The 20,929-nt window shown below is 57.2% G+C and carries 15 protein-coding genes, 1 tRNA gene and 2 pseudogenes; 12 read left to right on the top strand and 6 right to left on the bottom strand.

Annotated elements, in window-relative coordinates; all coding sequences use genetic code 11:
- Nucleotides 1–7: 7 nt before the first annotated feature.
- From AMR42_RS15150 to AMR42_RS15130, 5 genes and pseudogenes are all read left to right on the top strand, one after another.
- Entirely contained in the window at nt 8–1,432 is a 1,425-nt protein-coding gene (locus tag AMR42_RS15150; RefSeq protein WP_234407031.1) for an MFS transporter, read from the top strand.
- A gap of 147 nt (nt 1,433–1,579) precedes the next feature.
- Nucleotides 1,580–1,651: transfer RNA gene (locus AMR42_RS15145), tRNA-Gln, on the top strand.
- Nucleotides 1,652–2,076: 425 nt separating this feature from the next.
- Nucleotides 2,077–2,424 (top strand): annotated as a pseudogene (locus tag AMR42_RS15140) (YkgJ family cysteine cluster protein); the annotation flags it as partial.
- A 342-nt stretch (nt 2,425–2,766) separates the two neighbouring features.
- Nucleotides 2,767–3,039, top strand: coding sequence for a hypothetical protein (locus AMR42_RS15135; protein ID WP_099534496.1), 273 nt, complete (start codon nt 2,767–2,769; stop codon nt 3,037–3,039).
- Nucleotides 3,039–3,887 (top strand): A24 family peptidase, encoded by an 849-nt coding sequence (locus tag AMR42_RS15130; protein ID WP_099534495.1) that lies wholly within the window; start codon nt 3,039–3,041, stop codon nt 3,885–3,887. The genes AMR42_RS15135 and AMR42_RS15130 overlap by 1 nt, the downstream gene beginning before the upstream one ends.
- A 7-nt stretch (nt 3,888–3,894) precedes the next feature.
- Here AMR42_RS15130 and AMR42_RS15125 read toward each other — a convergent pair whose 3' ends face one another.
- On the bottom strand, nt 3,895–5,019 hold the full coding sequence (locus AMR42_RS15125) for a squalene/phytoene synthase family protein (RefSeq protein ID WP_099534494.1): 1,125 nt from the start codon (nt 5,017–5,019) through the stop codon (nt 3,895–3,897).
- A gap of 1,119 nt (nt 5,020–6,138) precedes the next feature.
- Here AMR42_RS15125 and accD point away from each other — a divergent pair.
- The 6 genes and pseudogenes from accD to AMR42_RS15090 all read left to right on the top strand — a co-directional run bounded on the left by accD (nt 6,139) and on the right by AMR42_RS15090 (nt 11,611).
- Complete coding sequence (gene accD / locus AMR42_RS15115; RefSeq protein WP_099534492.1) at nt 6,139–7,125, top strand: acetyl-CoA carboxylase, carboxyltransferase subunit beta; 987 nt, start codon at nt 6,139–6,141, stop codon at nt 7,123–7,125.
- 712 nt (nt 7,126–7,837) lie between these two features.
- Entirely contained in the window at nt 7,838–8,335 is a 498-nt protein-coding gene (gene psbV, locus AMR42_RS15110; RefSeq protein ID WP_099534491.1) for a photosystem II cytochrome c-550, read from the top strand.
- A 368-nt stretch (nt 8,336–8,703) separates the two neighbouring features.
- Entirely contained in the window at nt 8,704–9,159 is a 456-nt protein-coding gene (locus tag AMR42_RS15105; protein WP_099534490.1) for a YtxH domain-containing protein, read from the top strand.
- 26 nt (nt 9,160–9,185) lie between these two features.
- Nucleotides 9,186–9,533: pseudogene (locus AMR42_RS21655) on the top strand (hypothetical protein); the annotation flags it as partial.
- Between the two features lie 540 nt (nt 9,534–10,073).
- Nucleotides 10,074–11,330: a CCA tRNA nucleotidyltransferase gene (locus AMR42_RS15095; RefSeq protein WP_099534489.1), complete on the top strand. Its 1,257-nt coding sequence runs from the start codon at nt 10,074–10,076 to the stop codon at nt 11,328–11,330.
- 98 nt (nt 11,331–11,428) lie between these two features.
- Nucleotides 11,429–11,611 carry a hypothetical protein gene (locus AMR42_RS15090; RefSeq protein WP_099534512.1) on the top strand — a complete coding sequence of 61 codons (183 nt, stop codon included), beginning with the start codon at nt 11,429–11,431 and terminating at the stop codon, nt 11,609–11,611.
- 376 nt (nt 11,612–11,987) lie between these two features.
- Here the strand turns inward: AMR42_RS15090 and AMR42_RS15085 are convergent, their stop codons facing one another.
- Nucleotides 11,988–14,357, bottom strand: coding sequence for an NB-ARC domain-containing protein (locus tag AMR42_RS15085; protein ID WP_099534488.1), 2,370 nt, complete (start codon nt 14,355–14,357; stop codon nt 11,988–11,990).
- Between the two features lie 570 nt (nt 14,358–14,927).
- Between AMR42_RS15085 and AMR42_RS15080 the strand changes: the two genes are divergently transcribed.
- Nucleotides 14,928–15,866, top strand: coding sequence for a serine/threonine-protein kinase (locus AMR42_RS15080; RefSeq protein ID WP_099534487.1), 939 nt, complete (start codon nt 14,928–14,930; stop codon nt 15,864–15,866).
- A 175-nt stretch (nt 15,867–16,041) separates the two neighbouring features.
- Here AMR42_RS15080 and AMR42_RS15075 read toward each other — a convergent pair whose 3' ends face one another.
- The 4 genes from AMR42_RS15075 to AMR42_RS15060 all read right to left on the bottom strand — a co-directional run bounded on the left by AMR42_RS15075 (nt 16,042) and on the right by AMR42_RS15060 (nt 20,534).
- The gene (locus tag AMR42_RS15075) at nt 16,042–17,028 is read right to left on the bottom strand and encodes a pentapeptide repeat-containing protein (protein ID WP_099534486.1); all 987 of its coding nucleotides are present in this window, start codon (nt 17,026–17,028) and stop codon (nt 16,042–16,044) included.
- The gene (locus tag AMR42_RS15070) at nt 17,006–17,698 is read right to left on the bottom strand and encodes a pentapeptide repeat-containing protein (RefSeq protein ID WP_234407030.1); all 693 of its coding nucleotides are present in this window, start codon (nt 17,696–17,698) and stop codon (nt 17,006–17,008) included. The genes AMR42_RS15075 and AMR42_RS15070 overlap by 23 nt, the downstream gene beginning before the upstream one ends.
- 172 nt (nt 17,699–17,870) lie before the next feature.
- Nucleotides 17,871–19,175, bottom strand: coding sequence for a dihydroorotase (locus tag AMR42_RS15065; RefSeq protein WP_099534484.1), 1,305 nt, complete (start codon nt 19,173–19,175; stop codon nt 17,871–17,873).
- Nucleotides 19,176–20,534, bottom strand: a complete 1,359-nt coding sequence (locus AMR42_RS15060) for a histidine phosphatase family protein (RefSeq protein WP_099534483.1) — start codon at nt 20,532–20,534, stop codon at nt 19,176–19,178.
- Nucleotides 20,535–20,929 lie beyond the last annotated feature (395 nt).

The raw sequence follows: 20,929 nt of genomic DNA, 5'->3' as shown, positions 1-20,929 counted from the left end.
GAGACCTGTGACTGCTGAGCGTGCTTCTATTCCCGATCGGTTAACCTTCCCAGCCAAGCTGGCCTATGGGGCCGGCGACGCGGGCCCCGCCATCACCGCCAACTTGCTTGTCTTTTTGCAGTTGGCATTTTTAACTGATGTGGCCGGGTTGCCCGCCGGGTTAGCTGGCTCGGTGCTGATGGTGAGCAAAATTGGCGATGCCATCAACGACCCAATCATCGGCGTAATGAGCGATCGCACCCGCTCCCGTTGGGGTCGTCGATATTCCTGGATGCTCTGGGGGGCGATTCCCTTCGGCATTCTCTTTTTCTTGCAGTGGCTTGTGCCGCCGGGCAACACCTGGCTGCTCTATGGCTACTACGTGGTCTTGGGGCTGCTGTTCAATATTGCCTACACGGCGGTGAACTTACCCTACACAGCCCTCACCGCTGAGCTAACGGATGACTATGACGAACGCACCAGCCTCAACAGCTTCCGGTTTGCCTTCTCGATCGGGGGCAGTCTCCTCTCGCTGATTTTGGGCAAGGTCGTTGCCGATCAAATTCCCGACCCCGTTTGGCAATACATCTGGCTAGCCGCCATTTGCACCCTGTTTTCTGTGTTGCCCATTCTCTGGTGCGTCGTGGGCACATTTCGGTATGGCATGGCCGCCGAGCGCCGCTGCGCCGAACGCAACGAAACCGCCCCCAGCTTGGGTCTGAAACAACAACTGGCGATCGTCTTTCAAAATCGCCCCTTCCTCTACGTCATTGGGATTTATCTCTGTTCCTGGCTGGCTGTGCAACTCACCGCCTCCATCCTGCCCTACTTCGTGGTGAGCTACATGGGGCTACAGCAGGCAGATTTCTTCATGGTCGCGATCGGGGTGCAGCTCACCGCCTTTGCCATGTTGTTTGTGTGGAGTGCCCTCAGCCGCCGTTGGGGCAAGCGGGGGGTTTATTTTGCAGGAATGAGCCTTTGGATCATTGCCCAAGCGGGTTTGTTATTGCTGCAACCGGGGCAAACGGGCTTGCTGTACCTGTTGGCCGTGATGGCTGGCGTTGGGGTCTCCACGGCTTATCTAGTCCCTTGGTCGATGCTGCCGGATGTGATTGAGCTGGATGAGCTAACCACTGGGCAACGTCGGGAAGGTGTGTTCTATGCCTTCATGGTCTTTTTGCAAAAGTTGGGGTTGGCTCTGGCGCTTTGGCTGGTGGGGATTGCGCTGGAAGTGGCTGGTTATGTGCCCACAGCCGCCGGAGGCACGCCGGCCAACCAACCGGCCTCAGCCCTGTTGGCGATTCGGCTGGCGATCGGCCCCTTGCCCACGGCAGCCCTGATTGGCGGCTTGGTTTTGGCTTATTTCTACCCCATTACCCGCGACATCCACGCGGAAATTCTGCTGAAGCTGGCCGAGCGCAAACGTGCCAATCAACAGGCCAGCCAGGACTAGGGAAGCGCTAGGCAAGGATCCATCCCCCGGGGCGATCGCCCCCGTTCCTCTGCCTTGCGAACCCGGTTCAAAAAAATTCAAAAAAATTCAGAAAACCCCTTGACCCTTCTCGGAAGTTGTTGTTACTATACTCAAGCCTTCAGGCAATGGGGCGTCGCCAAGCGGTAAGGCAGCGGGTTTTGGTCCCGCCATTCCTAGGTTCGAATCCTAGCGCCCCAGTTGAAAAATTAGTTAAAGAAAGCTTTTTGATTGAAAACTTGCTGATTGCGCTTCAGCCAAGCCAGTCAATGAAAAAGCAAAAATAAAAAAGCAAAATATAAAATCAAGAGTAATCAAGATCAAAAACAGTGTCTTGGTAATTCATGCCCTTAGTAATTGATGCGGGCTTACACCCAGACATAAACTTAGGAACCCATTTAGGAATTGAAATATCAAGCACTGAGGCGCGATCGAGACCCGATCGAGGCATGATTGAGAAATCAACTTGGTAACCCGATTTGGCAACCGAGTTTAGAAACCAAATTTAAAAACCGAATCGGAAACTTAATTGGCAAGGCCCCCGGCGAACTCCAGCGCAGGAAAAAGCAAGTCATCGGTGGTCAATTTTGCACAATCCATCAACCCTACTGACGAGGACAACTGAGGTGGCAACCTGGCAATGTATCAAAGGCTGTGGAGCCTGCTGTCATCTCGATCCCAACGAACGCCCCGACCTGGAAAGCTATTTAGAACCTGAGGATTTATTGCTCTATCTGAGCATGGTGGGGCCCGATGGTTGGTGCATGAATTATGACCAATTGAACCGAGAATGCACGATCTATGACGATCGCCCCTGGTTCTGTCGGGTGCAAGTCGAAACCTTTCAGCGGATGTTCGAGATTGAGCCAGCGGAGTTGAACGATTTTGCGATCGAGTGCTGCCGTGATCAAATCAGCGGAGTCTATGGCGATCTGAGCTTGGAAATGCATCGGTTCGATCGCGCCGTGGGCCTCACCCTCAGCACCAACGCCCCAGCAACCCCCGAGCCGTTGGAGTTGGATCCGTCTGGATTCGATCCGTCTGGATTGGATCAATATCAATAGGCATTTGACCAGCAGCAATCAACCAGCAGAATTCAACCAACGGAATTAAGCCAACGGAATTGAGCCAACGGAATTGAGCCAACGGAATTGAGCCAGCCGAACGCTCAATGCCACAAACCAGACAACAACCAGCGCAACAACCAATGCAACAAAATGCAATGCAACAAAATGCGCAATGAGTGAGATCCCAATCGCGCAGAGGGCTGCATTCGGATTAAATTGAGGATTGGCTCTTTCAGTTTCCTGAGTTCCATGTCTGACCCTAACGCTTTACCCGACTGGATTCGCCAAATCGTGCAGGATCAACCCCTCAGCAACGAGCAGGCGACTTGTTTGCACTGGATTGGCGATGCTTACCAACTGCTGATGCAGCTCAATAGCTTTAGCTTGAGTGAGTATTCTGAGCAGGTTCAGCATCTCGATCGGGTAGCGGAAATGGCTCGGGCTGGGAGTCGGCTGGCTCAACATGCGCCGGAAGTGGTGGAAGCCTTGGTTCAACAGCAGCCGGTGGGCCGCTCGTCCTGATGTTCACCCCCGAACAATTGGCGCTGGCGGTGGTGGCGATCGCCCTGGGGGTTTCCGTCGGAAGCTTCTTGAATGTGGTGGTTTATCGCCTCCCCGCTGGTCTGTCGCTGCTGCACCCGCCCTCCCGCTGCCCCAAATGTTTGCACCGGCTGGCTCCCCACGACAATGTGCCGGTTTTCGGCTGGCTGTGGTTGCGGGGCCGTTGTCGCTATTGCGCAGCCCCGATCGCCCCGCGCTATCCCTTGGTGGAAGCCACCACCGGGCTGTTGTTTGCCGCGATCGCCCTGCGAATTAGCGCCGCCGAACCGGAATTGGTGTTCAGTCCTTGGGGCCTGAGCATGATTTTGGGGGGATGGATCTTCGTGAGCTGGCTGTTGGCCCTGGCGCTCATTGATTGGGACACCCTCACCCTGCCCAACTCGCTCACCCAATCGGGCCTGCTGTTGGGGTTGGGATTCAGAACCGCCTTCGGAGCGATTGACGCGGGCCAGGGCAGCGGCGCGGCGGCCGGATTGCTGGATGCCCTGTTGGCCATGGCGCTTGGTTTGTGGTTGTTTCAGGCGATCGCCACCCTGGGCAGCTTGATTTGGGGACGCACGGCCATGGGGGCCGGAGATGTGAAGCTGGCGGCCATGTTGGGGGTTTGGTTGGGCTGGAAATTGCTGTTGCTGGCGAGTTTTTTGGCCTGCGCGATCGGGGCAGTAGCCGGTTTGGGCGCAATGGGCCTGGGTTGGCTACGGCGCGATCGGGTCTTACCCTTCGGCCCATTTCTGGCCCTGGGCAGCCTAATCGCCATGCTGTGGGGCCCAGAAATCATCACAGCCTACTGGCAATTTTGGGTGCGCTAGACCCGAGTCAGAGCCTGGCCACCACCTCCTCCACTGAGGATGGCCAATAATTTCCCCAAGCCAAATTCAGCAACGTTCCTTGCATCTCACAGAGGCATTGCACCAGCCGCTGGGCAGTCCGCACCATTAGTGGGCTAGTTTTCAAAAAAGCAGCCACTTGAACCGCCTGGGCCGATCGCTGCAAGGTGGGTGAGATAGCCGTCGCAGTGGTGATGAACGATCGCTCCTGCCATTGATCCAAATCCTCGCGAACCGCTTGCCAGTAAAGGACTTGGAATTGCACAAAATCAAAATCGCACTCCCGCAGCACCCGCTCAATGCGGGCATAGCGATGCAGACACCAGTTGCGCAAAATGACCCAGGATGGGTGTAAATCCCGCGCCAAAACCAGCTTGAACGCCCGTCGGCGCAACTGCGGCAAATAATCATCCACCCAAAAAACCATCATGTCGTGATAGGCCGGCGTGCCGATGCACGATCGATCCAAAACCGCCGCCCGATCGACCCCAAACCGATCCAACACCTCCTGGGGAAAGTAGCAGATCCCCTGGCGCGCATCCTCATCGATGTCGCGCAGGTTGTTATAGAACTGATCGACCGCTCCAAAGTGATAGGCCGCTTCCCACTGGGACGGACTCAAAAACGGCAGAATCTGGAAAAAGGAACCCGCCAACGTCTCCAGCATCGTTTCATAGTCAGCCAACGTTTCAATCCGTAGATTGTCCGTGTGGTAGGTCAAGATTGCATCCAGATACCGATCCCACGACTGCACAGATAAGCGATCGCTCAGACTTGCCTCCGCATGAAACCAGCGCTGTTGCATTGTCGCCAGCAAGCTGGCATCTTCTGTGACCATGGCCGCCGGGCCATGACTCAGCAAACGCTTCCAAGAGCGATAGAACGCGAGGAAACTAGGCTGCTCCGTAGATGTGTGATTTTCTTTACAGACAAGTTCTGCCTCCGCCAATCGATCGACCTTACGAATCCAACCAATCCGTTCAATCCATTCCCGTTGCACATCTGACTCGAGTCCTAAGACCCAAGCAGCGTTATCTTCATCCTTAAGAGAATCATCAGCAATCGCGCAGTATTGCGACGATTCGACCAGCTTGGCCACAGCCGATCCGTTCATGATGCACCCGTGAAATCCCTGACGCACTCTATTAGAACTTTAGCCCCTTGTTCTGGTAGATGAACAAATACCACCAATTTCTAAGGAAGTCTTAGCCGTCAGGGGCGATCGCCCTTTGTTTTAGCAAGAAATGGCCAGACTTTATTGCTGTGTGACACCCCCTAATCTCAGGAATTGAGAACATCAGCCAAGTCTAGCCAGGATTGAAATTTAAAGCGCTTGTTTTCAGGCATGAAATTCTTTTTTTAGGCCATGAATTAGTGATGATTCTCAATCTTTAAAACACTTGTATTTTCTACTACATCAATTCAGAGAGAAATCCCTTAAGGTGTCTCACCACTCAATTGGTTGTCTCCGCAAATTCTCGGAGCTAATGCCCCCAGTGTCAGCCTTTGGGATGCGCAACCAGAACGACAACACGGAAGCCCCCTAAAAAAAGGCACAGGCTAACAGGGCGCAAGTTTTGAACAACCGCCGCCGTTGGCTGACCCGATCGCCGATCGCGTGCGCGCCTGTCTTGCGCGCCTGTCTATGGCTCAATCAAGGGTCTATCTTGCTGAACCCGAGGTTGGATTGAGACCAGATCGAGGCTGCTGAGTCCAAGCGTCAGATCAAGGTTGACCCAGAATCGATACAGCCAAATGGATACGGCCAAATGGATACGATAGATGCGATGAGGGATCAAGTGCGATGAGGGATTGCGGATCGCGCCGATCCCGATCCTGGCAAGATTGTGCTGATTGCCGCTGATCACGTTGCCACTGAATCACGGCAAGATTCACCGGATCGCGACCCTGGATTACAAAACAGGGCGATCGGCAAATCTAAGCGCGTTATGGCTAAGGGAAGAATTTTGGGTTCTGGGCCAGAGCGTGGGAAACTAGGGCAGCGATCACCCGCTGCTGGCAAGGGCGCATCTGGAAGCAGGTAAACTGCGCCGGCCGAAAGCAGCAACGCATTTTGGTAGCCCTGTTGGAACGAATCCGCCGAGCCTCTGGGATGGTTTACAACACCCCCAATCGACCGTTACCAGTGCCTTTGACGCAACCGTTTCTGGTGTCCGCAAGAGTATTGTAACGCCCCGAGGGGCGGGGAATCTACCCGGAGAGTATTGAACCCATGTCGTTGTTTGATTGGTTTGCAAATCGTCGTAAGAGCGATCCGGCTGGACATTCAGGCCAAGAGCGAGAAATCGCCGATGGTCTCTGGACGAAGTGTGAAGCCTGCGGCGTTCTCGCCTACACGAAAGACCTTCAGGCAAATCAGATGGTTTGCCTGGATTGTGGGCATCATATGCGGGTCTATAGCGATGAGCGGATCCAGCAATTAATTGACCCGGGCACTTGGGTAGCGTTGGATCGGGATGTGCGCCCGGTGGATCCTCTGGGCTTTTTCGATCGCAAGTCCTACAGCGATCGAATTGTGGAGGCCCAAAGCAAGTCCGGCCTCATTGATGCGGTGCAAACGGGCTTGGGTGATTTGGAAGGCCAGCCGATCGCCCTGGGGGTAATGGACTTTCGGTTCATGGGCGGCAGTATGGGATCCGTGGTGGGCGAAAAGCTCACTCGGGCGATCGAGCGGGCCACCGCTGAACGCCGGGCCATGGTGATTGTCTGCGCATCCGGGGGGGCCCGAATGCAGGAAGGAATGCTGAGTTTGATGCAGATGGCCAAAATTTCCGGGGCCCTGGAACAGCATCGCGAGGCCGGCTGTCTCTACATCCCTGTGCTGACCCATCCCACCACGGGCGGTGTGACGGCCAGTTTTGCCATGCTCGGCGACATCATCATCGCAGAACCCAAAGCATTGATCGGGTTTGCGGGTCGGCGGGTCATTGAACAAACCCTGCGCGAAAAGCTCCCGGATAATTTCCAAACGGCGGAATATTTGCAACAAAACGGGTTTGTGGATGCGATCGTGCCGCGAACCCAACTGAAGTCTACGTTGGCCCGCTTGGTTCGATTACATCACGCTTCCCGACGGGCGGTGTCCACAGCTCCCACCAATGGGGCCCGGCTGCGGGATGAGGTGATGCTGGAGGGTCAACGGGATGGGTTGCATGTGGAACGTTCGATCGCCCCTGGCTCGATCGCGGCCCAGCCCTAAATCCTCTAACCAGCTATCCCCCAACCGGCTCGCAGTGATTCGGTTCACCCAATTCGATTCGCTCCAGCGGCCATCGCCAAGATTACGACCCGAGATTGCGGCCCGAGATTGCAACCCGAGATTGCGATATGTTTCCGAACGATGGTTTCGGAATCCAGGCTCTACGGGGGATCACCCCGCCCCCGAAGCGAGACTGGGGCCATGGGCTGAAAGCCTTGACCCCCAACGGTTATTCAGCCCCCGATCTTGGAAAGTCATGCCCACTGATGCGGCTTGAGTTGATAACTTGCCATCTCCCGGAGCCTGAAAGGCGGGGGCTTTGCCCTCAATCCGGTAAGATTAAAATCAACTTTTGGCTACCGCATTTTTTCTCCAAAACATTTACCGTTTAGGGCTTTGCCGGCCAAAGGCAACCGTTATCATTACCCGGCGATCGCTGGGTGAGACTCGGACACTTTGAAAAGACACCGAAACCAACCCCGCTCCCGTCACTGGGCAGTGGAGAGGGCCTTGGGGTCAAACTACCGATCAACGCAGCCGTTTTAGCTGGCTGCCTAGATCGGGAATCCCCGTTGCTTTAGCATGGGGAGGATGTGAATTGTGGTTAGAGTGCCGCAGCGGGGGCGATCGCGCGATCCGAGCGACAATCTAGCCGGCTATAACATCGGCCTGACTTTGATCGAGATCAAGAGACTCAAGTCTAGAAAGAACTATGCTGAAAAAGGTTGTTTTGCTAGTTGTAGCGGTGGCGTTTTTTGCCTTCCAACTGGCCGTTAGCCCCGTAAGCGCGGCGGAAATGAAGCCGGAACTGCGCACGGTCAAGGTCAGCGAAAAGGGTGATACCGTCACCTTGACCCTGGAGCAAGTGGCTCTGGGCAAGAGACTGTTTAATGACACTTGTGCCCAGTGCCATGCGGGCGGTGTGACCAAGACCAGCCCCGATGTGGATCTGTCGCCTTCGTCCTTGGCGGGTGCCGTTCCTAGCCGCGATCACATCGCTGGCCTGGTGGACTACATGAAGAATCCGACCACCTACGACGGTGAAACGGAAATTTATGAACTGCACCCCAGCACCCGCAGTTCTGACATTTTCCCGGAGATGCGGAACCTGACCGATGAGGAATTGGAAGCGATCGCTGGTCATATTCTGAGCCAACCCAAGGTGATTGGTTCCCGCTGGGGCGCTGGTAAGACTCGTTATTCAACTTGATGGATGAGTGAATATGGAGGGCGATCGAGCAACAGGGTAGATGATGCCCGATAGCGATGCCCTCAGGGTTCTCTGGATGGTCGTTTGATTCAGTTGTCCCATTCAAGACTCATAATCGACTGCTTGCCCGGTTAACCAAAGGATGGTGGCCGGGTATTTGTTTGGGATGAATTGAGCCTTGGGATGAATTGGGCACTGGCATTAGTTGAGCACTGGTATTAGTTGAGCCTTGGACTGAATTAGGCTCTGGGATTCCTGAAGCGGCGGCCACCCCGCAATTTTGCAGGGTAGAATCGAAAGGTCTCTGGGCTAAGGTTCCATGGCCGCATGAGTTCCACTAGCTGTGCCGTTTGCCCCGCGTCATCATCATGTCTAAACGTCAGTCCGATCGATTTGCGCTGGGGATCCTGTTGGGGGCGGCAACCGGAGCCGTAGCAGGATTATTGTTGGCTCCCCGATCGGGTCGAGCTTCCCGCCAGCGCCTACAGCAATCTTTGCAAAACACTTTGCAAAACACCTTACAAAAAACGGTGAAGCAATCGGGCGATCGCCTGCCGGGAGCGTTGGAGGAGTTGGGGCAGGTGGTGCGCGACCAAGCGGCCATTTGGTCCGATCGCACTCGCGATCGCCTAGAAGGGGCGCTCGATCGACTGCGAGACGCGATCGCCAGCGGTGTGGCCGCCAGCCAAACGGTGGATCAGGAAGATGTCAGCTTGTCGGAAGAGGGCGACGCAATCCCAACCGGCTCAGCCCCAACTCCGAAGCCCCGTCAGTTGGCCTATAACCGTATGGCCGCCCCCATGACCCAAACGGGCGATCGCTAACGGCGCGCATTCCGTCCTCTGAACCCATGATCGATCCGTTATTTTGGCTGGGGCTATCGTTTTTGCTCGTCAGCGTTTGCTTGGCGATCGCCCTGGCCGCTGCCATTCCTGCCCTGCAAGAATTGGGGCGGGCCGCCCGCAGCGCCGAAAAGTTATTTGACACCCTCACGAGGGAATTGCCGCCCACCCTGGAAGCCATTCGCCTCACGGGTTTGGAAATTAGTGACCTGACGGATGACATGACCAATGGCGTGCAAAGCGCCGGTCAAGTGGTGCAGAAGGTGGACAGCAGCTTGGACACGGCCCGGCGGCAGGCCCGGCGAGTGGGGGCCACGGCCCGGCGGGCGGCGGCAGGTCTTCAGGCCGCTTGGCAGGTGTTGGTGAAACCTGGTCGCGATCGCCGTCGAGATAACCGATTGGAAGGGCGCAGTGAACGGAATGAATTGCGGGGCGAACTGCGGGGTGACCTCAGGAACGATCGCAACGAACGGAGTGATCGCGATGAGCGAAACGACCCAAGAACTGAGGGGCTGAACCGGCGAGCGGAACGGCCGGGACTACCGAGTGGATCCACTTGGCAACCGCCCGATCGCTATGCGGAGGCCTACCTAGAAGATGAGCTGGATGATGATCTCGATGATGATTTGGAGGATCTGGATGTCGAGGATCTGGATGAATTAGATCATCTGAGCCATCGAGCCAACTATGGAGATCAACAGGCGCTCCAAGATTTGCAAAATTTGCGAGATCTGAACCATTCAGCAACCTCCGGTGAACTGGAGCAGCTAGGCAATGATCCCGATTCGGGCCGCGATCGAAATTCAGGTCAGGATCGCAACCCTGAAGCAAGCACGAACTCCGACCCTGAATCTGGAGATGAAACCCTGGTTGAGCGATCGAAATGAGCTGTCGAGATGAGCCTTGATTTGCAGGACTGGCCCCTAAAACTCACCCCCTTAAAACTGACGGATTTACCCGAGACGGCTTATCTGGTGGGTGGAGCCGTGCGGGATGCCCTTTTGGGGCGGCAACGTGACGCGGTGGATTTGGATGTGGTGCTGGCGGCGGGGGCGATCGAGCTGGCCCGATCGATTGCTGGGCGCTACGATGCGGGGTTTGTGGTGTTGGATCGAGAACGCCAGATTGCGCGGGTGGTTTTTGCGCAGGGAACGCTGGATGTGGCGGCCCAAGTGGGCGACTCGATCGAGGCGGATCTGCGACGGCGGGACTTCACGGTGAATGCGATCGCCTATCAACCCCATCGTCAGGAGTGGGTGGATCCCCTCGAAGGCCGGCGAGACTTAGCCGATCGATCCCTGCGGATGGTGTCGGTGGAAAACCTGCGGGAGGATCCCCTGCGCTTGTTGCGGGCCTATCGAATCAGCGCCCAATTGAACCTTCAAATGGAGCCGACCACGGCCCAGGCGATCGCCCAACAGGTACCGAACTTGCGGCTTGTGGCCGCCGAACGAGTGCGAGCTGAGTTGGACTATTTGTTGGAAACACCCCGGGGCGATCGGGCACTGATGGCGGCCAGCGAAATTCAGCTTTTGCGCGATTGGCTGCCCCCTTGGCAAGGAAAGCATGGGGTAACACTCCCGGCCCTATCCCAGGCGATCGAGCAATTACAAAACCTTTGGCCCGATGCGCCCCTCAACTGTCCCCTGCCCAATGGGCGATCGCCCTTGGCGGCGGCCCGGCTGGCCTGTTTGTTGGGGTCAGATTTGATGATCGCCCAACGGGCCCTGGAGCGACTCAAAACCAGCCGGGTTGATCAGCGTATTCTGCTGGCAATTCTGGGGGCCAAGGCTAGCCTGCCGGCCGATCGCCAATCGCCTCTCGATCGCGCGGCTCAGTACCAATTTTGCAAGGCGGCTGGGGAAGGATTTTTGGCGGCCGTGCTCCTGGCTTTGGCGGAAGGAACGGCCCCGATCGCCCTGGTCGAGGCGATTGGCCGTTGGCAAGATGCCACCGATCCGGTCGCCCACCCCAGCCCACCGCTCACGGGTCACGAGTTGATGACGGAATTTGGCTTACCCCGGGGGCCGATCGTCGGTCAACTGTTGGCGGCCCTGGAGCGGGCCCAGGCCATTGGACAAATTCAGGGTTCCGAAAGCGCTCGGCAGTTTGCCCAAAGCTGGCTCCAATCAGCCCAATCCTTCCCGACATAGCCAACCTTTGCGGGCCAACCTTTGCGGGTCGATCGCGAAAGGCAATCTCAAGGCGATCGAGATGCGCTATGCTAGGTGGGCTGAACGGGAAATGGAACATGGCAAAGCGCCGTAACCTCAAAAAAGAAAAAGCACAGCGTAACTTGGCTTACGCACGTAAATTCCGCAAGCGCTCCAACAGTGGACGGATGCACCGCTCTCGTCGCCCGTCTGCATCGGCCGAAGCGGAAACCAATGAAGAGGAAACGACCACCGACGTTCAAGACGGTGCAGCGGTCTAACCCAACCCAAGTCTCTCTTCTGTGGCCGAAGCGGCCTGTGGCTAAAAACGTTTTGGGTTTCCTTGCTCCGTCGTGGATCCAATTTTCCATTAACCTCTGGGTTGTGCCATGGATTGGGTCTAACCCACGACCGGGGCCAGAAGCACCCGATCGCGGCTTTGAGGAAGCGCAGCAGTTTTATTAACTGTTGCGCTTCTCTGTTTTTGCCATTTGTTTTTGCCATTTGTTTTGAGCATTTATTTTGAGGATCAGTTTCCTTGACCAAGGGCAACAGCCGAGACAGGCCTTGCAGAGTTGGGAAATTGGACGACGGCCCCTAGAGGCCTCCCTCAAGACCTCGTTAAAGATTTTTGTTAAAGATTTTTGTCAAAGATTTTTAGAGATTTTTCAGAAAATCCTCCATTTCTTGGGCCTCGGTGACCATTCCCAAGGTTTGGAAGTGATCGATCGCCCGTTCGGCCCAATTACGCGACTCCTTGCGCAATCGCCCGGCCAAGGCCGCGCGGGCCAAATGCTTGCAGCAATAGGCACAACACCGCTGATCAACAATCACTGCCGCCAACCGGTAGCTGGCTTCCAACTCCCGCAAAGCTCGGGAATATTGCCCCTGCGCCATCCGCACCTGCCCGATCGAGGACTGAATGTAGGCCGTTCCCCGTTGCCAACCCAAGGCCTGTGCTTTTTTCAGGGCTGTCGTATAAAGTCGCAAGGCTTCGGCGGAGTTCTGTGCCTGCTGGGCCACATCGCCTTCGTAGTAAAGACTCTGGCACTCCAAGCGCAATCGGTGCTCGGTGTTGAGCTGGGGATTGTGAATGAGCTGCTCAACACGGTGTTTCCACCGATCGCCATGGTCGATCGATCCCTGTTCATAGGCCAGGCGCAGTTGGTTAATGGCTAAATCCGACTGCAAATCTAGATCCAGGTGATCCCGCAATTGCCAAACGGCCTCAAAATCCGCGCAAGCCTGGCGAAGGGATTGGGAGTCATTGCGGAGGGCATGGGTCCAACCGCGATCGAACAAAAAGCGTGCCTCCAAGGCCGAGTTCTGTTGCTGGCGAGCCAGTTGGATGGCTTTGGCATCGCGGGCAATCCGCTCTGACCAATGGCCGCGAAAGTGGCTGTAGCCCCTGAGGGGTTGAAAAACCTGCCAAAACGACTCCAATCGCCCGGCCGCCAAACACCAATCCAAAACCTGATTCAGGGTGTCCCAATGGAGATCGATCGCCTGGTGATCGGTTAACCACTCCAGGCGATCGCCCTGGCCATGTTGCCGCACGTAGTCGATCGCCCATTGCAACCATCGCTCACGCATCGCCATTTCTTGAGTTGGGGCCAGGCGATCGACCCCCACCGTGGCCACATAACGCCGAGCCAAGGACGACAAACCATAGCGCCCGTCACAATGGAGGGTCACCATGGACTGCTCAGCCAGCTTGGCCAAATGGGCCCAGGTGGCATGGGCTTCTGGATCCACTCCGGCCACTTGGGCTAACAGTGCCGGTTGCACGGGAACCGCAAACCAACTGAGGGCCAACAGGAATTGCCCCGCCAACTGCCCGCCCAAGGCCTCCAGGGTGTTGGCACAGTAAAACTGTGTCACCCAGTGATCCGGCTGTTCCAGTTGGGCAATGACCCAGGCGATCGGTTGGCCCGCCGCCAATTGCCCCAGCCCCCAAGCGATCGGCCCCGGCAGGGAACCCGCCGCCGCCACCAAGCGCCGATATTGCCCCAGGGACCAAGGCCAACCCGCTTCCGAAACCCGCTGCATGACCCACCGCAGGGCCGCCTCTGGCTCCAGGGGATCTAGGTGGAGCGATCGGGCGATCGGCAACCGATAGCGACAGGTGAACAACACCTTGACCGTGGCCGGCAATTCATACAAAAACGCCAACGTGGCCTGCGGATCCGTCGTTTCCTCAAAACTATCCAAAATCAACAACATGGGTTGTTGAGCCATCAAAGTCCAAGCCTGTCGCATTCGATCGGGCAACGGGCGATCGTTCCATTCATTTGCCACCCGATCAGAATCGGATGTGAGATTTTGCAAAATTTCCGATAATAGCTGCTCTAGGGTTTGTTGCGATCGACATCCTGGCAGCAACCCCATCCCCGTTAAGTAATGGGTTTTAGCGGAAGTGAACAAGACCCGCTGAAAAGGGCAGGAATTTTGTTGAATTAAATAATGAACACTCGCTAAAGCCAGGGCCGTCTTACCGGTTCCGCCAGCGCCTTCAATCACCCAAAATCGCTCTTCTTGATTCCGTTGCAGCCAGTGAATCAGGTGTTCCCACTCCCGATCGCGGCCCTCCAAAATCGCACTATCCTGAGCTGGTAAATAAACCTTCAAGTTTTGATGCTCCGCGATCGGAGCGGAGGAGATTCGATAGGGACGTTCTGCTAACATTGCCAAAGCTCGGCGATGACAAAAACGCCCTTCCCAATTTAATAATGCTTTAAGATAAGTGTAAAGCTTATTTGTGAGTTCCGTTCGGAGAGCATCAGTGTTAATTTCAAGCACTGTTGCCAAGGCTTTAATGCTCATTCCTGTGAGAAATCCGCGCAAATAGAGGCGTTCAGTGCGGCTGAGTTGCGATCGCCGAGGATCACCAGCGGCGGGAAACTCCGGACAGGGTTGCCCCTGCTTTGCCCACAGCAGCCGGGCCTTGACTCGGCCCAAGTCGCGATAGAGACCTTCGAGATTCCATTCGCACCCCACCTCCTGAAACAACGTGCTTTTGCTATCCATCGTTTGCTGGTCACCCTCCTTCGGGAAAGGCTCGATTAGCCAAAGTTCGTGGCCGGGATTCAGGTCAGTTTCATCGAATTGATCGAAGATTTGAGATTTACCTAAGATTTTAGAGTTTTACCTAAGATTTTGGCTTTGGCTCTTACAAAACGGATCGAGATATTCTGATTTTCAAGCTGATTTCGCCACCGATTCCGCGCCGATCGCGTGGGGGAAACTGATTGCTCAGCCCTCGTGAATTTCTGTTAGTTCAGAGGACTCGTTCAACAAATTCGTTCAACGGACAGACCTAGGGTCGATCGCCCCTGGATCTGGGCCAAAAGCCGCGAGCAATTCATCTGGGTTCTGGGCCAAAGCCTGCTGTCATGGGCCGCAGCCGGATCCAAGCCAATGGGCTGCTGATGGTTTTTGGGCTAAATCAACAACAATTCCAGGTCTTGGAGCCTGCATAAAAATTTCCAAGCAAGGCGATGTTAATGCAGTTGATGTTGGGTTTAGGGCTTGAGTAATTGCGCCCTAGCTGCTTGCTCTGTGTTGCTGAATTCTTGAAACTTTGGTCGAGAATGCCCCATGATCCTTCCCTCTCCGGTGTTGTCTCAGGATCGGAAAACGGCTTGGCCCGACGGAACCTTAATTCACGATCGCTACAGCATCCTGCGGGGGCTGAATGCCGCCGCCGCACGATTGCCCCAAGTCGGTCAGGTGCAAGTGTTTGAGGTGGTGGACTTGGAAGACGACGATCGGCCCAAGGTTTTGAAACTGTTGATTCGTCAACAATCAACCCGGCTCGATCGGCTTTATCGGGAAGCGGAAGTGCTGATGCGTGGCCCCCAGCATCCCCAAATCCCCAAGGCGGCGGTGGATGGCTTCTTTTGCTGGCGACCGATCGACAGCCGCTGGCCCTTTCAGGGGCTGGTGATGGAGGCGATCGCGGGGGAATCCCTAGAGGCTTATCTCGATCGACAGGGGGCGATCGACCCCATGGCAGCGATTCGCTGGTGGGTGCAACTCAGCAGCCTGCTTCACAACCTGCACCAAGCCGGCTGGATCCATGGGGACGTGAAGCCCGCCAATTTGATTCGGCGGCCCCAGGGGGATTTGGCCCTGGTGGATTTTGATGCAGCAATGCCGGTGGGTGAGCGGGCGGCGGCCTGTGGCTCCGCTGGCTACATTGCCCCAGAGCAGCGGCAAGGGCAGCCCATTGGCCCCGCCAGCGATTGGTTTAGCCTGGGCCGCACGATCGTGCATTGGCTCACGGGGCAGCATCCCTTAGATTTGATTGCCCAAAGTGTTGACTCTGACTTTGACTGGCGCTGGGCTGTGCCGGGGTTGCCGGACTCGATCGCCGATGCGATCGACACCCTGATGGCTCCCAACCCGAGCGATCGCCGAATCATGCCAGCGGGAACCACCGCCACGTCCTTGCTTCCCCTGGCTCAGCGCCTGGCGCGGCCGCCCGTTGTCGCCACGCCCCCTAGGCAGTTCCCGGAATTTCCGAGGGCTGCCTAGGGAATCCCTGGGAATCCCAGCAACCTAGGAATTTCTAGGGGTTTCTAGGGATTTTCTAGTGTTCCTACACACCACAATCTCTCTGTTCAATTCGGCGGTGGACTGTGCTCCACGAGCCGGATTTTTTTGTGGCAAATCTTGGTGGCCAATCAACGCGGCACATTAGCGCGGCAAATCAGCGCGGCACTAGGGGCGATCGCTCCGGTACGGAATGCCAAGGGCGCGGGACTCCATACAACGCCACCGTTCCCTGGCCATTCCAGCGCTCCCCATTCGGCAGGGTAGCCCGCCGAAAATCCGCTTGCTCCAATTGAGCATCGTGCAAAACGGCCCGGGTGAGATTGCTGGCAAACAAAATGGCTTGGGTCAAATCTGCCCGACTCAAATCCGCGTCAATTAGCGCGGCCCGACTTAAATCGGTGCGGATCAGATTGGCTCGGCGGAGGTTAGCCCGACTCAGATCCACCTCTGACAAATCAAAATGGCTCAGATCGGCGGTGGCCAAGTTACTTTGGGGCGCAATTAACCACAGGCCAGCCCCGATCGGGTCAAAGTCCTGGGGCCAGCAGGTGGCCTCGTCCATCAATGCCCCGTGAAAACTAGCCCCTTGAAGTTGGGCGTGGCTCAGGTCGGTTCCGCGCAAATCTGCCCGATCGAGATAGGCCTCCTGTAACTGGGCTTGGGCTAAATTCCAACCCCGTAAGTCCGCTTGGCTGAGGTTGCTGGCCGCGGCTTTCAGGTGGGAACCCAGGACGATCGCCCCCTGTTGCAACCAGTCGATCGCCCCTTGGGTGCGGGCATCCACGCGGGCCTGTCGCCAGTCCACCCCATCCACCCAAGTCCACCGCAAATCCGCCCCACAAAGATCCGCCCCGTTTAAGCTGGCTCCTCGCAGATCTGCACCCCGTAAATCAGCTTCGCGCAAATCCGCCCGCCGCAGGTAAGTGCCCCGTAAGTCGGCTTCGCGCAAATCCGCCCGCCGCAGGTTCACCCCCGACAGATAGGCCGAAGACCAATTGACCGCCCGAGCCACAACCTCACGAAAGCGGGCCCCGGAAAAATCCGCCCCGCTTAAGCGTAGTTCCGACAAATTGGCTCGATCAAAATTCCACTTGCCTTGGTGATATTGCTCAATCCACTCAGCCGCCTGACTCTGTTTCATGGAGATCACCGATCGCGCCGTTGGCTACCAACTGTTGATAGTCTTCGGCCGTTAGTCCTTCGTTATTGCCCAAGACCGCACCCGTGACGATCGCCCGATGAAAATTCACCCGACTCAAGTTGGCCCCGCTCAGGTTAGCCCCGCTTAGGTTAGCCCCGCTCAGGTTGGCCAGGGCCAAGCTGGCCTTGTGCAAATCTGCTTTGGTTAAATTGACATCGCTCAAGAGGGCCCCGGACAAATCTGCCCCGGCTAAGCGTGCTTCCGCCAAATCGGCCCCGCTCAAGTCCGCATCACAAAGCTGGGAACCCCGTAGGTTCACCCGTTGCAGATTGGCCCCGCTCAGGTCACACCCCTCCAGTCGCACCCCCAGCAGTTGTCTGCCGGTTAAGTCTTGTTGGGGATTCAGTTGGGCCAGGGTCAACAAGTCGAGGAAGCTGGCTTGCGGATTGGCCCAAATGGCCGCGATCGCCCCGGCCCAGGGCCCGTCAATGGCTCCACCCGATCGCGCCAGAAGGCAATCCAACACTGCTCGCTGCTCCGGCGACAGGGGGTGACGCTCCGCCAGGTTCAACGCTTGGGTAATTTGTTCGATCGCCGCATCCAAATCCACGCGCGATCGATCCGCACCCGCCTGTTCCGCAGGGGCCCCTGCATCCTGAAAAACCGTCACAATTCAATCTCCTTCAATTGCCGTTTGCACAACGGCTGCTGCACATGATCACTACCCAGTTTTTAGGGTAACCCGAAGGGAACCGGCGGCCGGCTGAATGCAAAGAGAGTTCAACATTCTCACGATCCGCGTAGCAGCGGCATGAGGGTTCATCAGAGGGTTAAGCAACCGTTCAGGTCGGTAACCAGGTTTGCACCACGCGCCCCGTAATTTTGTGGCCCAGCCATGGGGTGTTCTGGGCCAGGGACTGCAATTGGGCCGGCTCCACTGTCCAGGTGGCGGCGGGGTCAAACCGAATCAGGGGCTGGGCCTGACCGGGGCCGATCGCTTGGGGCGTTTGGCCCAACAACTCGGCGGGCCGCTGACTGAGCGATCGCCACAGTTCCAGCGCCGTCAATTCCCCGGTCATCACCAACCCTGACCAGAGCAAGGGCAAGGCCAACTCCAGCCCGATCGCCCCTTGGGGTGCTTCGGCAAAGGCGACGGTTTTTTCTTCATAGGTGTAGGGAGCATGATCCACCGCGATCGCGTCGATCGCTCCGGTTTTGAGGGCAGCGATCAGGGCTTGGCGATCAGTGGGATTGCCCAAGGGAGCAGGCAGATGCAGGCTGGGATCGTAGGGCAAAGGGGGGCGATCGCTGCCCGGCAGCGGTCGCCGGCCGTCAATGTGGCTGGTGTCACAGAGCAATTGCAACCATGACAGGCTGGCCGTGAGGGGCAACCCATCGGCCTTGCCTTGGGCCACGAGGGCCGCGGCGCGATCGGTGGCCAAACGCATCACATGCAGGCGGGCGGGGCGATCGCGCAACAATTCCAAGAGGGTGGCTAGGGCGCTGCTTTCGGCCGCCGCCGACACCCCCACCAGCCCCAACCGCAACGCCTCAACCCCTTCCAGCACAGGGCCTCGGCCAGTCGCGGCCCTTTGACCCATCACCATCAACGGCAACCCCAAGGGCCCTGCATAATCCAGCAAGCGTTCCATTAAGACCCAATCCCGGATCGCTCGGCCGTCGGTGAAGCCCACAATGCCAGCGGTGGCTAACTCTGCCAACTCGCTCATTTGCTCCCCTTGGGTTCCTTGGGTCAAGGCTCCCCAAAGGTGTAGGCGGGGGCTTGGCTCCGGCAGGGCTGCCCAGCGATCGCGCAGGTTTTGCACCATGGCGGGCTGATCGATCGCCGGTTGCGTGTTGGGCAACAGGGCGAGGGTGGTGAATCCACCGGCCAGGGCGGCGGCGGCCAAGCTGGCGAGGGTTTCCCGGGACTCATAACCCGGTTCGCCCGATCGGGAATAGCAATCCACCAGGCCCGGAGCCAAAATTTGCCCCGCCGCCTCAATCACTCGGGTTCCCTCCGGCAGGGCTTGGGGATCCGGGTCGATCGCCCGCACTTGCCCCTGATCCAACAGAACCGTGGCCCGACGATCAACCTGGGCCACCGGGTCAATCAGACGAATTTCCCGTAGCAGTTCGATCGCCATCTACAGCGCCCCAGCGGCCGTTTTGTCCAAAATAGTGCCGGATAGGTGATGGGTAATATTCATCGCCTGCAACACCGGCAAACTATCGGGCCCGTCGGGATAGCAAATTGCCGTTACCCCACCGTTTCCTTGCTTAAAGCGCCAAATGCTGTCGGGGCCAAGACCCGTGAGCTGACAGAGCAGGGCTTTATTCACGGCATCATGGGCCACCACCAAACCGGTCAAGGGGCGATCGGCTGGCGTTGCCACTTCACCCGCCTGAGTCAACACGGCCGCCCAGGCCTGCTCAGCGCGATCGAACACCTGTTGCAAATTCTCACCCTCCGGCATTTGCACCGTTTCCGGGTGCGTTTGCCACTGTTTCAGCAAGCCCGGATATTCCGCCTCAATTTCCGATTCATACTTGCCTTCCCACAGACCATGGCCGATCTCCTTGAGGGTATCGAGCAAGCCCAATTCCAGCCCCGGGTGATGCGCCAAAATTGCCTCCGCCGTAGCCTTGGGGCGAGCCATGGGGCTGCTGAAGGCAAAGTCGATCGCCACATCCTTCAGGAAATTGCCCGCTTTGGCCGCTTGACCGTGACCCGTTTCATTCAAGGGCACATCAATTTGGCCCTGAAACCGCCCCTGACGGTTCCATTCCGTTTCCCCGTGGCGCACCAACAGCAACTGCGGCCCCCGATCGCCCCCACCGGGCTTGGGCACGGCGGAACCCCCCAAGGCTCCCAAATGCGCCGTCAGGTTCATCGATTCCAGTTGCACCGCATCCCCTAGGCCACCGGCAAAGTTCAGCACGCTGATTCCGCAGTTCGATTGCAGCAGGCAGTGGTAGCGATCGGGGCCAATTCCCAACGCCGTGCTCAGCAAGCAACGGTTAATGCCGTTATGGCCCACCAAAACCACCGTTTGTCCCTGATGGCGGCTCAAAATCTCTTCCCAAAAGGCCTTAGCCTGTTCTCGCAGGGACAGCACCGGGAAATGTGTCCCACTGGCCAGCGCCATGCTGAATTCGTGGGGCTGGTGTTTCCACTGGTCATAGGCTTCAGGAAACTGAGCCTTCACGTCACTCACGGCCATCCCTTCCCAAAGGGGCAAATCCACCTCTCGCAACAGTTCGTTGGTGGTCAAGGGCGGCACGGGTTGCAATTGCTGACAGATGGTTTCGGCCGTTTGGCGCGCACGCTGAAGGGGGCTGCAATAGAAGGCATCGATCGCCAAACCTTGCAGGGCGATCGCCACCTGGGTAGCCTGGTTACGCCCCAAGTCAGTCAGCACTGACTGATCGCAGCGCCCTTGAATGATCCGGCGGGTGTTGAAGTTACTTTGTCCGTGGCGGATGAGGATAACGCGCGTAGCCAAGGGGCTGTCTCCTAAAGTGGGGGTCAGGGGGAGCGGGGCAACAGGACTATTGCCGGGCTGAGGGCTTGTCAGAGCGAAGGTGCGGCGGTTTGGCGATCGAACAGGGCCTTGCTTCGGGGATTGAAGGCGGGCCCATGGCAGACAACCGGCGCTCAGCCAGGATGCATTCTACCGCTCTGGGGTGAATCAACAGTTCTTCTGACCGGATCTTCTGATTGAAGATTTCCATGGGAAAACAACCGCCACCCAAGGAAGCGGTTGCAACCAAAGCACACCAGGGGCCGATCGGGCCAGAAACCGCTACACCACCAAGGCGCAACCGATCAGCCTATTGCGCTAACACATCCGGTGCGGTGGTTTCGCCAAGGCCCGATCGCCGCTGGGTGGGTGGGTTA

Origin of the sequence: Limnothrix sp. PR1529, assembly GCF_002742025.1 — a bacterium.
In the GTDB taxonomy this organism is placed as follows: Bacteria; Cyanobacteriota; Cyanobacteriia; order CACIAM-69d; family CACIAM-69d; genus CACIAM-69d.
Note: the sequence above shows the minus strand (reverse complement) of the source record. Positions and strands in the feature narration are given on the sequence as shown.